Here is a 12572-nt window from a genome sequence, read left to right as displayed (position 1 = left end):
TCAACGCACTGACAGGTCGGGGCTCCCTCCCACGCACGGTCTAGGGAGCGCCCGCGAGGCATGCTCCGAAAGGCCGTTCCACCATGCGTACCACTCTTTTCTCCGTCGGCGACGTCCCCGCCGTGCTGTGGACCTCCGACGATGACGCCGCCGGACCCCGGCCGCTGATCCTGTTCGGACACGGCGGTGGCCGGCACAAGCAGGACCCCGAGCTCGTCGCCCTCGCCGCGCGCCTGGTCGGCGAGGGCGGGTACGCGGTCGCCTGCGCCGACGCGCCGAACCACGGCGACCGGCCGGCCGACGCGGAGCTGGACCGGGTGGTGGCCGGCTTCCCGGCGCGGATCGCGGCCGGCGCGGACCGGGCCGCGCTGATCGCGGAGGCGCAGGCGCTGATGGCCGGCCGGACCGTACCGGAATGGCGCGCGGTCCTGGACCACCTGCGACAGCAAGCGGACGTCGGACCCGGACCGGTCGGTTATTGGGGGATCTCGCTCGGTTGCGGGCTGGGCGTGCCGTTCGTCGCCGCCGAACCGCGGGTGCGGGCCGCGGTGCTCGGCCACGGCGGCGCGCCGAACCTGGCGGCGGCCGCCGCGGCGATCACCGTGCCGGTGGCGTTCCTGGTGCAGTGGGACGACGAGCGGGTGCCGCGCGAGCAGAGCCTGGCGCTGTTCGACGCGTTCGGCGCCGCGCAGAAGACGCTGCACGCCAACCCGGGCCGGCACGGCGAGGTGCCCGGCCACGAACACGACGCCGCACTGCGGTTCTTCCAGCGGCACCTGTGAGCGCGGCGGGCCCGGTCACGACTGGTCAGCCGGCGCACGCCACCAGCAGGGTCACGGCCACCGCGGCTTGCGGCCCGGCGTCGCCGCCGGGTTCGCTCGGATCATGAAACTTCCCGGGTACGACAGCACCGGCGCGCCCGATCCGGCCCCGGCCCGCCGGGCGGTGGTCACCGGTGCCGGGCGCGGGTTCGGGGCGGCGCTGACCGCGCGGCTGGCCACCGGCGGCTGGCAGGTGGTGGCGTGCGTGCGCGACGGCGCCGGTCCCGGGCACGAGAACGTGACGGTGGTGCGGCAGGACGTGCGCGACCCGGTCGGCGCGCCGCTGCTCGCCGCGGTCGGTGACCGGCCGCTGGACCTGCTGGTCAACAACGCCGGGATCGGCGCCCCGGGCCGGCCGCTGGCCGAGACCGATCCGGGCAGTGTGCTGGCCGCGGTCGACGTGAACGTGGCCGGGCCGCTGCGGCTGGCCCAGGCACTGCTGCCCCGGCTGCTGGCCGCACCGGACCCGCTGATCGTCAACGTGTCGTCGCGGCTGGGGTCGGTGTCCGCGCAGGCCGCCGGGGAGTTCGCGGACCGACGGACCAGTTACGCGTACCGGATCGCCAAGGCCGGGCAGAACATGCTGACGGTCGCGCTGGCCCAGGAGTTCGCCGGCCGGGTGCGGTGCTGGGCGGTGCACCCGGGCAGTCTGGCCACGGCGATGGGGGTGCCCGGCGCGGCGACCCGGCCGGAGGAGGCCGCGGCGCGGCTGGCCCGGCTGCTCGACGAGGCCGATCCGCGCTCGCCGCGGTACCTGTCCCTGGACGGGCCCGAGCTGGGGTGGTGAGGCAGGCTGGCCCGACGACTACCTGACCGCGTTCTTCGACACCGGCGACGAGCGGCAGGGCCACGTCGGGTAGGGCTCAGGTGCGCAGGGTCCGGCTGGGGGGCTGGCCGAACAGCCGGTGGTAGTCGGCGGCGAACCGGCCCGGGGTGGCGAACCCCCACCGGCGGGCGATCGCGGCGACCGTGTCACCGCGGGCCCGGTCGCCGTGCTGCAGGTCGTGGTGGGCGCGTTCCATCCGGACCCGGCGCAGGTAGCCGGTGGGGCTGCTGTCGCGGTGCCGGGCGAACGCCGCCTGCAGGCCCCGCACGCCGATCCCGGCGGCCGTGGCGACGTCGGCCAGGGTGATCGGCTCGCCGGCGTGGGCGTCGATGTAGGCGACCGCCCGGCGTACCACGGCCGGGGCGACCACGCCCGGGCCGGGGGTGTAGCCGGCCGTCATCGTGGTGTTGGGGAACACCGCGACGGCCGCGGCCGCGGCGGACTCGATCGCGGCGGTCAGCACCAGCGGATACGCCAGCGGCGGTTCGGGGCCGGCCAGGCCGCGGGTCAGGTACGCGGCGGTGGCCAGCCAGTGCTGGTTCATCGCCGCGGACACCGGGGCGGTGCCGTGGAACTGGAACGCGGCCGGTTCGACGCCGAGCCGGCCGACGGTCGTGATGATCGTGGCGGCCGGGAACTTCACCACGTGGTGCTTGACCCGGTCGAGCCGGATGGTGACCGGCTCACCGGACGGGAACAGGATCGCCTCGCCGCAGCCGACCCGGCGCAGGTCACCGCGGCGCCCGGCGGCGTACCGGCCGTCGAACAGGCACATCACGGTCGGGTCGGCGATCGGGTCGGTGTCGAACTCGAGGGCGGCGCGCAGGGTCACCGAGTCGACGACCAGCGGCCCGACCGTCGCCGTCGCCGACTGGAACAGCAGGTCACGGGCGGTGTCGAGGGGGCGTGGCCGGACGTCGACATAGCGGCTGCCGATCAGGTCCTGGACCTCGGTCAGGTCCCGCAGCTCGAGCTTGGTCCGCTCGACTGGTACGCGTTCAGGTGCGGCCGTCATGCCAAGCCTCTTCTCCTATGCATTTCCCGCACGGTATATCCAGATAACGAACATCGAAAGAGATCAACTGGTGCGCTCCCCCGAAGTGATGGCCTCATGGAGGCATGGCTGAGACACAGCGCCGGGACGGCGATGCCCTGGACCAGGTGTTCGATCTGGTCAGCGCGTACGGTCCGGACCTGGCCACGCTGTGCCAGGCGGGTCCCGCGCTGATCGCCGAGACCGCCGGGATCGGTGTGTCGGCCGGGTCCGGCGGGCAGGCGCCCCGGACCCGGTTCACCAGCGACCCGGTCAGCGCCCGGCTGGAGGCCGCCCAGCTCGACTTCGACGAGGGGCCGTGCCGCGACGCCGCCACCGGGGGCACGGTGCGCGCCACCGACCTGGACGACCCGCAGTGGCTGCTGCGCTGGCCCCGGTTCGCCCCGGCCGCGCTGGACGCCGGGGTGCGCGCGGTCTGCGCCGTGCCGTTGCACGCCGGCGGGGTGCACCACGACGGCGCCGTCGACCTGTACCGCCGCACGCCCGGCGAGTGGACATACAGCCAACCGGCCGCGACCGCGTTCGCCGCGGCGGCCGCCGAGTTGCTCACCCTGGAACACCTCGACCTCGACCTGGCCGACAGCTTCGCCGAGCAGCGCCTCGGCGACGTGGTGCTCGACCTGGCCGGCAGCGCGCTGGTCGACGCCCGGCCGGGCCCGACCGAGGACCTGCCCACGCTGCCGGTGGCCCGCTGGTTCACCCGCCACACCGTGGCCTCGCTGCGCTGGCAGGTCAACGCGATCTGCGTCGAGCGGGGACTGCCCGGCCCGGACACGTTCCGGTTCGTCCTGGCCGTCCACGAGGCGATGACCAATGTGGTGCAGCACGGCGGCGGGCACGGCCAGCTGCTGCTGTGGCGGCGCGCCGACCGGCTGTGGTGCGAGATCAGCGACCACGGGCCGGGCATCGGCACGGTCTGGCCGGCCGGCGGGTCGGGCGAGCCCAGCGGGTTGTGGCTGATCCGCCAGGTCTGCGCCAGTGTGGACGTCATTACCGACGAGACCGGCACCCGGCTGCGGCTGAGCTATCCGCTGCCATCGACGATCGGGGCATGACTGCGGGTGCCGTGAGCACCACCGTCTGGTAAACGTGACAGCACAAACCTGACGGTGGGGAGCGGCGGCGTGGACCATGCCAAGCAGCGCATCACGATCATCATCAGCCGGCTGGATCCGGACACCGTCGTACTCACCGTGGCCGGCGACCTGGACCACGCCACGGTGCCGGCGTTCGATCAGCAGGTCAGCGCCGCGCTGCACGAGCAGTCCGCGAGCGTCGTGCGGCTGGACCTGGCCGCGGTGCAGTTCTGCGACCTGGTCGGCCTGCGGGCCCTGCACGCGCTCGGCGCCCCGGTCCGGATCACCGCGGCCCACCCGCAGCTCGACACCCTGCTGCGGCTCTGCCGGATCTCCGTCCTGCTCGGCTACCGCCCACCGCCGGAGTAGGACCGGTCCGTGATCCGCGTCCTGATCAGGGAAGCGGCCGCGGTGACCGCTAGGGTTCCGGCGATCACCGCGAGGGACACCGCGATACCGATGTGCGGAGCCCAGCCGACCGGGCGCCCGCCGTTGAGGAACGGCAGGTTGTTCTCCGCGAGGGCCTGCAGGACCAGTTTCACCCCGATGAAGCCGAGCACCACGCTCAGCCCCGCCGACAGGTAGACCAGCCGGTCCAGCAGCCCGCCGAGCAGGAAGTACAGCTGGCGCAGACCCATCAGGGCGAAAACGGTCGCCGTGACGATCAGGTAGGGCTGGTCGGTGAGCCCGAAGATGGCCGGCAACGAGTCCAGCGCGAAGATCAGGTCGGTCGTGCCGATCGCGATGAACACCACGATCAGCGGGGTCAGCCGGCGCCGCCCGGACGCGTCCCGGGTCAGCATCCGGGCGCCGTGGAACTCGCCGGTCATCGGCAGCACCCGGCGCGCCCAGCGGACCAGCGCGTTCTCGGCGTACTCCGGCTGCTCGTCGTAGCCGAAGACCTTGACCGCCGTGTAGATCAGGAAGCCGCCGAAGAGGTAGAACACCCAGGTGAACCGGCTGATCGCGGCCGCGCCCAGCGCGATGAACGCGCCGCGCAGCAGCAGCGACAGCACGATACCGGCGAGCAGCACCGTCTGCTGGTAGCGCCGCTCGACCCGGAACCGCGCCATGATGATCACGAAGACGAACAGGTTGTCGACCGACAGGCTGTACTCGGTCAGCCACCCGGCCAGGTACTGCCCGGCGGCCGCACCGCCGAAGCGCAGCCCGACGAACGCGGCGAACAGCAGCGCCATCGCGATGTAGCCGATCACCCACCCTGTGCATTCCCGGACGGACGGCTCATGCGGGCGGCGCCCCACCAGGTACAGGTCGATGAGCATCAACCCGACCAGACCGACGAGGGTCACCACCCACACCCAGACCGCTACCTCCACCACCGCAGCGTGCCATCGATGCCCGCCCATGAAAACCCATCTGGGGTACGACTACGGAGCGCCCGTCCGCAGGCTACGAGCCGAGTCCCGCCCGTGAGGCCGCCGCGAGGCCGCGGCCACTCCCGGCCCGCAGCGCGCCGCCCGGTTGCCGGCTGGCTCTCAGGGGTGCCTCCGCGGTGCGGAGACACCCCTGAGAACCCCACGCTCCGCGACCATCTCGGTGATCCAGGCGACCGCGACCGGGCCCTGGTCGGCGGGACCGCCGTGCAGCCCGCCGATGATCAGCCAGACCCGGTCGGGGTCGATCGGCGGCAGCGCGGCGGCCAGCCGGTCGATCTGGGCGCGGGTGTCGCGCAGGTAGGCGCGGGCGATCCGGGCCGGCTCGTCGTCCTCGCCGGGGAACTCGGTCAGGTAGTTGCGGAACGCGCACCCGCGGTACGCCGGCGCACCGACCAGCTCGGCGACGTCGGTGACCAGCGCGATCAGCTGTCCCGCCGGGTCGCCGGCGCTCGCCAGGGCAGCCTCGATCGCGCGCATCCGCTCGCCGCGCACCAGGGTCAGATACGCGGCGGCCAGGTCACTCTTGGCCGGGAAGTGCCGGTAGAGCAGGTTCTTGCCGCACCCGGCCATGTCGATCACCTGGGCCATCCCGACCGCGCGCACCCCGTGCCGGTAGAACAGCCCGCTGGCGGCGCGCAGGATGGTGTCGCGGGTGCCGGGTGCGGGAGGGCGGGCCATGGTGACCAGCTTAACGGACCGATCGGTCCGACTCTCGGTTAGAGTGGGACCGATCGGTCCGTTATCACTCGAGCGGAGGAACACCATGCGAGACGCCGTCATCGTCGACGCGGTACGCACACCGGTCGCCAAGGGCAAACCCACCGGCGCGTACGCCGGCGTGCACCCGGTCACCCTGCACGCCCACGTGCTGCGCGCCCTGACCGCCCGGGTGCCCGGCCTCGACCCGGCCACGATCGACGACGTCATCGGTGGCGCCGTCGGCCAGGTCGGGGAGCAGTCCGGCAACACCACCCGGCTCGCCGCCCTCGCCGCCGGTTTCCCCGACTCAGTCCCCGCCGTGACCGTCGACCGGCAGTGCGGCAGCAGCCAGCAGGCGCTCAGCTTCGCCGCCCAGGGCGTGCTCTCCGGAGCGTACGACCTGGTCATCGCGTCCGGCGCGGAATCCATGTCGCACGTGCCGATCGGCAGCCAGACCCTGGGCCGCGACATCGGCGGACCGCTGATCGAGGCGCGCTACCCGGGCGGCCTGATCCCGCAGGGTGTCGCCGCCGAGCTGATCGCCCGCAAGTGGGGGCTGCCGCGCACCCAGCTCGACGAGTTCGCCCTGCTCAGCCACCAGAACGCCGCGCGGGCCTGGCGGGACGGGCACTTCGCGGCCCAGATCGCCCCGCTGCCCGTCTCCGGTGCGTCACTGTCGCAGCGGCCCGGCGTCGATCCGCAGGCCGACTTCCTTCTCCTGGCCGACGAGACCGTGCGCCCGGACACCGGCCCGGCCGCGCTGGCGGGGCTGCGCCCGGCGTTCGCCGACGACCGGTGGGAGCAGCGGTTCGGCGCGATCGACTGGAAGGTCACCGCCGGCAACTCCAGCCCGGTCAACGACGGCGCCGCCGCCCTGCTGATCACCACGAGTGAGAACGCCGTCCGGCACGGCTGGCGCCCGCGCGCCCGCATCCACACCGCGGTCGCGGTCGGCGACGACCCGATCCACATGCTGACCGGCATCATCCCGGCCACCGCCAAGGTGCTGCAGCGCGCCGGCCTGACCATGGCCGACATCGACGCGTTCGAGGTCAACGAGGCGTTCTCCTCGGTCGTGCTGGCCTGGCAGGCCGAGACCGGCGCCGACCCCACCAAGGTCAACATCGACGGCGGTGCGATCGCGATCGGTCATCCGCTCGGCGCGAGCGGCGCCCGGCTGGCCACCACCCTGCTCGGCGTGCTGGAACGCACCGGCGGCCGCTACGGTCTGCAGACCATGTGCGAGGCCGGCGGCACCGCCAACGCCACCGTCATCGAGCGGCTCTAGGCTGACCCGATGCAGAGCTTCGCCCAGGCCACCGCCGTGCAGCAGACCCCCGGCGGCTTCCGCGCCGACCTGGACCCGCAGTGGGGCGTCGGCGACAAGCTGCACGGCGGCTACCTGATGGCCGTGATCGCCCGAGCGGTCGCCACCCGGGCCACCGCGCCCACCGCGGACCGCCCGGGCGCGGCCGGCGGGTTCCACCCGCACCCGATCGCGATGACCACGACGTTCCTGCGAGCGCCGCGGCCGGGCGAGGTGGCCGTCGAGGTCGAGCTGCTGCGGGCCGGCCGCGGCTCCTCGCAGTTCCGCGCCCGGCTCACCCAGGCCGGCGAGACCTGCGCGGAGTCCCTGGTCACCCAGGGCCTGCTCGACGACGCCGCCCCGTGGTGGTCGGCCCTGCCCGCCCCGGAGATCCCCGCCGAGGACGACTGTTTCCTGCTCCCGGCGAACCCGCCCGGCGCCGGCTTCGCCGTCCACCTGCTCGACGTCGTCGAACACCGCCTCGACCCGGCATGCCTGGGCTTCGCCGCGGGCCACCCGTCCAAGAACGGTCAGACCAGCGGCTGGCTGCGCCTGGCCGACGGCACCGACTGGGACCCGCTGGCCCTGCTGGTCGCCCTCGACCCGAGCCCGCCGATCTCGCTGACCCTGGGCATCCAGGGCTGGGCCCCGACCATCAGCCTGACCGCCTACCTGCGCCACCTTCCGGCCCCCGGCCCGCTGCGCATGACCATGCAGTCCGCCGAGGTCACCAGCGGCCGGATGGACGAGACCGCCCAGCTCTGGGATGCGAAAGGCGCCCTGGTCGCTCAGGCCACCCAGCTGGCCGCCGTCCGCCCCTGACCGGCAGCACCCGCCCGGCGCAGCACCCGGCCCGGCGCAGTGCCCGCTGGCCCGTCACGGTTTCCGGCTGGTCGTCAGGGGTGTCTCGCGGCGTTCGAGACACCCCTGACGACCAGCCGGATTTGCGGGAGGGCGGCGCGGCCCGGTGTTGAACGCACGTCGCGGGCGCGCGGCGCGGAGTGGGACTGCCGACAGTGGTCGATCGGCTGGCGCGATGACGCAAGCGCGGCGCGGAGGTGGGGCCGCTGACCGTGATCGATAGAGTGGCGCGGTGACGACGGATGGCGGGGAGCCCCGGCTGTGGCCCAACCGGTTTGCTGACGCGGTGGGGCCCGGTGCGCCGGGTGTGCCCGATCGGGACCACTGCGACTGCCTGCGGCACAAGAGCGTCGCCTTTCATCGGGAGCGGCAGGACACGTCGGCGCCGGGCTGGCTGCGCCTGCTCGCGCTGATCGACGAGGCCGTGGCCGACGGGCGGCCGGTGTTCCAGCCGTTCACCGAGCTCAGCCCGACGGAACGCCGCGAGGTGGTCACGCTGCCGGCGTCGATCGGGCGGCTCACCGAGGTGCGGCATCTGGTGCTTTACGGTACGAACCTGGTGCGCCTGCCGGCCGAGATCGGGGCGATGGCGAACCTGCGCCGGTTCGAGCCGTACACGTCGCGCCGGCTGCACTGGTACCCGTATGAGCTGACCCGCTGCCGGGAGTTGCGGGCCAGCGCGGTCAGCACCCGGGCGCTGTACGGCAACTACAAGCACCACCCGCCGTTCCCGGCCCTGCGCCCGCCGTTCGTGGTGACCGAGCCGGACCCCGCCGTCCACGGCGCCGACGCGATCAGCAGCTGCAGCGTCTGCGACCAGCCCCTGACCGGGGAGCTGCACCAGGTGTGGCTCTCCCGCCCGGTCGGCACCGACGTGCTCCCGCTGCTGGTCAACGCGTGCTCGCCGGCCTGCGTGGCCGCCCTGCCCGCCGCGGCCGAGGGTTACCTCCCGACTCCGCACCACGGTGGCCCGGGGTCGGGAGGGCGGGCGGGCGCTCCGTAGTCGTACCAAAAGGAAAAGACGCGCTCCCGGAAGCCGGGAGCGCGCCGTGACCACTATCGGTCAGTGTTCGTGGAGCAGGGTGTGGGTCTGGCTGATCTGGGCCCAGGACTTCGGTGCCACCGGGGCGGCCAGTGACGCCGCGAGGACCGGCTTCGACGGGGTGTAGAGCCAGGCCTGGAACAGCGCGTCCAGGTCCTGGCCCGAGATCTTCTCGGCCAGCGCGGTGAACTCCTCGGTGGTGGCGTTGCCGTATTTGTGCTCGGCGGTCCAGGTGCGCAGGATCGTGAAGAAGTCGTCGTCACCGACCGCGAGGCGCAGCTGGTGCAGGGTCATCGCGCCGCGGTCGTAGACGGCGTCGCCGAACAGTTCGGCGGTGCCCGGGTCGGCCGGGGCGGTCGTCCAGATCGCCGCGTCGTCCGGGTACGTGGCGTACAGGTAGTCGAAGATCTCCTGCGCGGTGCCCTCGTCGTTCTTCTCCGACCACAGCCACTCGGCGTAGCTGGCGAAGCCCTCGTTGAGCCAGATGTTCTGCCAGTTCCGGACAGAGACCGAGTCGCCGAACCACTGGTGGGCGTTCTCGTGCACGACCACCGAGGTGTTCGAGCCGCGCCGGAAGAACGCCGACGAGTAGTTCGGGCGGGTCTGGTTCTCCAGGGCGAAACCGAGCGTGCCGGGCGGGGTGACGACGCCGCCGCGGGCCTCGAACGGGAACGGCCCGAAGACCGTGGACTCCCAGTCGGTGATCTCCGCGGTGCGTTCGACGCTGGCCTTCGCGGCGTCCCGGAAGTCCGGGGTGAGCAACTGCGAGTACGCGTTGTAGACCGTCGAGCCGTCCGCGGTCGTGTCGGTGGTGACGTCGTACTGCCCGACGGTCAGGAACGTCAGGTAGGTGGCCTGCGGCTTGAGCGAGCGCCAGCTCCACCGGGTGTAGCCGAGCGTCTCGCGCACCGGCGGGCGCGGCTGCACACCGTTGCTGATCGCCTCGACACCGTCCGGCACCGACACCGACACGTCGAAGGTGGCCTTGTCCGACGGGTGGTCGTTGCTCGGGTACCACCACCAGGCGATCTGCGGTTCCCCGATGGCCAGGGCGCCGTCCGGGGTGCGGGTCCACGCGGTGAACCCGGCGGCGACCTTGCTGGACGGCACGCCGGAGTACTGCACCACGATGGTGAATCGCGGCACCGGCGGCGATGGTCCGGGCCGGGGTGACGACCAGCTCGTGGTCACCCTGGCGGGCGAACGTGGCCGGCCGGTTGTTGACCTGGATCGACGACACGTCCAGGACGAAGTCCAGGTTGAACCGGCTCAGGTCCTGGGTGGCGCCGGCCAGGATGGTGGTGGTCCCGGTCAGTTTGTCGGTGGCCGGGGTGTAGCGCAGGCGGATGTCGTAGTGGGACACGTCGTACCCGCCGTTGCCGTAGTCCGGGTAGTACGAGTCGCCGATGCCCGGCGCGCCCGGTGCCGGCGCGGCCAGGGCGGGCACGCCGGTCCCGGCGAGCGTCAACGCGGTGGCGAGGGTGGCCACGAGCAGTCGTCGCACAGTCGAACTCCTTCCGATCGGTAAGAGCAATCAGCTGCAACCTATCGAAAGATTTCGATCATTTGGGTTTACGTCAGTGAATGGATCAACCCGAGTTCGGGGTGCAGCACCCCGCCCTGGCCGAGACTGACGAAGTCCGCGCGCACGTCGGTCAGGTCCGGCGCGCCAAGCTGGATCGGGTGACGTATCCGATGAGATCAGCGGGGTGCAGAGCCATCGGCGGATGGTATCCGGCCGAACCAGGTGACCGTCTGGCCGTGTCCGCGTACCCAGGCGAGGGGTTCGCCGTCCAGGGTGAGCACGTTGTGCAGCGCCTGCGACGGCGGTGCGGGCAACGGGTGTGCCGGGTCGACGACCTCCGGGCCCTCGACCGCGATCCAGCGGGCGCCGACGCCGCGCGCGGTGGCGACGAACGCCTGCGGATCGGGCAGCTGATACAGCATCGAGGTGTGGTAGACGACCAGGGTCGCGCCGGGCGGTGCCTGCGCGGCCAGGGCCGGCAGGCCGGTGACCGCGTCGCCGCGGACCAGGTGCGGCGGGTCGGCGCGGGCCACCTCGACGGCCTGGCGCAGCCGTTCCCGGCGGTGGGCGTGCTCCGGCCAGATCAGCGCGTCGAGCCAGGCGACGTCGTCAGGATCGGTCACGTCCAGGGGGTTGAGGTCGAGGCCGGCCCGCCAGACGATCCGCGGCAGCCGGCTCGGCGGGGTGAACCCGGTGGCGGTGCAGTCGAGCAGCGGCAGTCCGGCGCCGACGGTCCGGGCGCCGTAGCGGTAGGCGTACCGGTCGGCGAACAGGCACAGCCCGGCGGACGCGCCGACGTCGATCAGCGCCAGCGGCTGCGGCAGGGCGGCGAGCACTGGGAGCAGGGCCGCGCACCGGCCGACCTCGTTGGTCTGGGTGGCCCGGACCCGCAGCTGCGCGGCGATCTCGTCCCAGTGCTCGACCGCGAAGGCGCGGAAGTCGGCGGCGTCGGTGACCGGACCGCCGAGCAGCCGTACCACGGCGAACAGCAGGTTCGGCTGGCGTTTCGGCGCGGGCAGCTCGGCTAATCGGTCGAGCAGGTCGGCATCGGACGCGACGTGGTAGGCGAGGCGTTCGTAGGCGTCCGACACACCGCGCGCTTCGCGCTCGGCGAATTCCAGGTAGACATCGGCGACGGTCACCGGCTCATTTTGGTACGGGCGGAAATGCGCTGGCCGCGCGGGTGCTTCAGCCGCGACGATCATCGGCATGGCGACATTCGACGATCTCGTGGCCGAGGGTGAGTCCACTCCGGTCGACGGCTGGGACTTCTCCTGGTTCGCCGGCCGGGCCACCGAGCAGCGCCCGGGCTGGGGTTACGCCCGGCTGCTGAGCGCACGGCTGGCCACCGCCCGGCACGCCCTGGACCTGCAGACCGGCGGCGGTGAGGTGCTCGCCGCCGCCGTCGACGGGCACCGGCCGGCCACGCTGACCGCCACCGAGGGCTGGCCGCCGAACGTCGCGCTGGCCCGGCAGCGGCTCGCCCCGCTCGGCGGCACCGTGGTCGAGGTCGCCGAGGACGCGCCGCTGCCGTTCCCGGCCGGGTCGTTCGACCTGGTCAGCAGCCGGCACCCGGTCAGCACGGACTGGGCGCAGATCGCCCGGGTGCTCGTGCCGGGCGGCACCTACCTGTCGCAGCAGGTCGGCGCGGGTTCGGTGCACGAGCTGATCGACTTCATGATGGGTCCGCAGGTGATCGGCGCGGGTCGTGCCCCGGACCGGCACCGGGCGGCCGCCGTCGCGGCCGGGCTGCGGGTGACCGAGCTGCGCGACGCGTGGCTGCGGATGGAGTTCGCCGACGTCGCCGCCGTGATCGTCTTCCTGCGCAAGGTGATCTGGACGGTGCCGGGGTTCACCGTGGACGGGTACCGGGAGCGGCTGCGGGCGCTGCACGAGCAGATCCGCACGGCCGGGCCGTTCGTCGCGCACTCGCGCCGCTTCCTGATCACCGCCACCAAGCCG

12 protein-coding genes and 1 pseudogene are annotated in these 12572 nt (G+C 73.0%); 8 read left to right on the top strand and 5 right to left on the bottom strand.

What is annotated here, in order from left to right; translation table 11 throughout:
* The first annotated feature begins 83 nt into the window (after nucleotides 1-83).
* Entirely contained in the window at nucleotides 84-782 is a 699-nt protein-coding gene (locus Apa02nite_RS16900) for a dienelactone hydrolase family protein (RefSeq protein ID WP_203825810.1), read from the top strand.
* A gap of 103 nt (nucleotides 783-885) precedes the next feature.
* Entirely contained in the window at nucleotides 886-1608 is a 723-nt protein-coding gene (locus Apa02nite_RS16895; RefSeq protein WP_203825809.1) for an SDR family NAD(P)-dependent oxidoreductase, read from the top strand.
* Nucleotides 1609-1684: 76 nt separating this feature from the next.
* On the opposite strand, the gene Apa02nite_RS16890 is transcribed toward Apa02nite_RS16895, so the two are convergent.
* A complete protein-coding gene (locus Apa02nite_RS16890; RefSeq protein WP_203825808.1) occupies nucleotides 1685-2662 on the bottom strand; it encodes a helix-turn-helix transcriptional regulator in 978 nt (325 codons plus the stop codon).
* A 104-nt stretch (nucleotides 2663-2766) separates the two neighbouring features.
* On the opposite strand from Apa02nite_RS16890, the gene Apa02nite_RS16885 reads away from it, so the two are divergent.
* Together Apa02nite_RS16885 and Apa02nite_RS16880 are read left to right on the top strand one after the other, a co-directional pair.
* A complete protein-coding gene (locus tag Apa02nite_RS16885; protein WP_203825807.1) occupies nucleotides 2767-3756 on the top strand; it encodes an ATP-binding protein in 990 nt (329 codons plus the stop codon).
* 69 nt (nucleotides 3757-3825) lie between these two features.
* Nucleotides 3826-4146 (top strand): STAS domain-containing protein, encoded by a 321-nt coding sequence (locus Apa02nite_RS16880; RefSeq protein WP_203825806.1) that lies wholly within the window; start codon nucleotides 3826-3828, stop codon nucleotides 4144-4146.
* Here Apa02nite_RS16880 and Apa02nite_RS16875 read toward each other — a convergent pair.
* Complete coding sequence (locus Apa02nite_RS16875; protein ID WP_203825805.1) at nucleotides 4125-5147, bottom strand: TerC family protein; 1023 nt, start codon at nucleotides 5145-5147, stop codon at nucleotides 4125-4127. The genes Apa02nite_RS16880 and Apa02nite_RS16875 overlap by 22 nt on opposite strands.
* Before the next feature lie 129 nt (nucleotides 5148-5276).
* Nucleotides 5277-5855 carry a TetR/AcrR family transcriptional regulator gene (locus tag Apa02nite_RS16870; RefSeq protein WP_203825804.1) on the bottom strand — a complete coding sequence of 193 codons (579 nt, stop codon included), beginning with the start codon at nucleotides 5853-5855 and terminating at the stop codon, nucleotides 5277-5279.
* A gap of 85 nt (nucleotides 5856-5940) precedes the next feature.
* Here Apa02nite_RS16870 and Apa02nite_RS16865 point away from each other — a divergent pair, with 85 nt between their 5' ends.
* From Apa02nite_RS16865 to Apa02nite_RS16855, 3 genes are all read left to right on the top strand, one after another.
* A complete protein-coding gene (locus Apa02nite_RS16865; RefSeq protein ID WP_203825803.1) occupies nucleotides 5941-7164 on the top strand; it encodes a thiolase family protein in 1224 nt (407 codons plus the stop codon).
* Nucleotides 7165-7173: 9 nt separating this feature from the next.
* The gene (locus Apa02nite_RS16860; protein ID WP_203825802.1) at nucleotides 7174-8004 is read left to right on the top strand and encodes a thioesterase family protein; all 831 of its coding nucleotides are present in this window, start codon (nucleotides 7174-7176) and stop codon (nucleotides 8002-8004) included.
* A 271-nt stretch (nucleotides 8005-8275) separates the two neighbouring features.
* Entirely contained in the window at nucleotides 8276-9046 is a 771-nt protein-coding gene (locus tag Apa02nite_RS16855) for a leucine-rich repeat domain-containing protein (protein WP_203825801.1), read from the top strand.
* Between the two features lie 60 nt (nucleotides 9047-9106).
* Here Apa02nite_RS16855 and Apa02nite_RS16850 read toward each other — a convergent pair.
* Together Apa02nite_RS16850 and Apa02nite_RS16845 are read right to left on the bottom strand one after the other, a co-directional pair.
* Nucleotides 9107-10589 (bottom strand): annotated as a pseudogene (locus tag Apa02nite_RS16850) (M1 family metallopeptidase).
* A 197-nt stretch (nucleotides 10590-10786) separates the two neighbouring features.
* Entirely contained in the window at nucleotides 10787-11752 is a 966-nt protein-coding gene (locus Apa02nite_RS16845) for a DUF2332 domain-containing protein (protein WP_239164360.1), read from the bottom strand.
* A 67-nt stretch (nucleotides 11753-11819) separates the two neighbouring features.
* On the opposite strand from Apa02nite_RS16845, the gene Apa02nite_RS16840 reads away from it, so the two are divergent.
* The coding region (locus tag Apa02nite_RS16840) for a class I SAM-dependent methyltransferase (protein ID WP_203825800.1) at nucleotides 11820-12572 on the top strand (753 nt) is incomplete at its 3' end.

It is taken from the genome of Actinoplanes palleronii, from assembly GCF_016862315.1.
Lineage (GTDB): Bacteria > Actinomycetota > Actinomycetes > Mycobacteriales > Micromonosporaceae > Actinoplanes > Actinoplanes palleronii.
Note: the sequence above shows the minus strand (reverse complement) of the source record. Positions and strands in the feature narration are given on the sequence as shown.

What these genes read in the sequence shown, in the direction of transcription:
- Apa02nite_RS16900 (WP_203825810.1), top strand. Translation starts at nt 84, where the DNA reads ATGCGTACCACTCTTTTCTCCGTCGGCGACGTCCCCGCCGTGCTGTGG.
- Apa02nite_RS16895 (WP_203825809.1), top strand. Translation starts at nt 886, where the DNA reads ATGAAACTTCCCGGGTACGACAGCACCGGCGCGCCCGATCCGGCCCCG.
- Apa02nite_RS16890 (WP_203825808.1), bottom strand. Translation starts at nt 2,662, where the DNA reads ATGACGGCCGCACCTGAACGCGTACCAGTCGAGCGGACCAAGCTCGAG.
- Apa02nite_RS16885 (WP_203825807.1), top strand. Translation starts at nt 2,767, where the DNA reads ATGGCTGAGACACAGCGCCGGGACGGCGATGCCCTGGACCAGGTGTTC.
- Apa02nite_RS16875 (WP_203825805.1), bottom strand. Translation starts at nt 5,147, where the DNA reads ATGGGCGGGCATCGATGGCACGCTGCGGTGGTGGAGGTAGCGGTCTGG.
- Apa02nite_RS16870 (WP_203825804.1), bottom strand. Translation starts at nt 5,855, where the DNA reads ATGGCCCGCCCTCCCGCACCCGGCACCCGCGACACCATCCTGCGCGCC.
- Apa02nite_RS16865 (WP_203825803.1), top strand. Translation starts at nt 5,941, where the DNA reads ATGCGAGACGCCGTCATCGTCGACGCGGTACGCACACCGGTCGCCAAG.
- Apa02nite_RS16860 (WP_203825802.1), top strand. Translation starts at nt 7,174, where the DNA reads ATGCAGAGCTTCGCCCAGGCCACCGCCGTGCAGCAGACCCCCGGCGGC.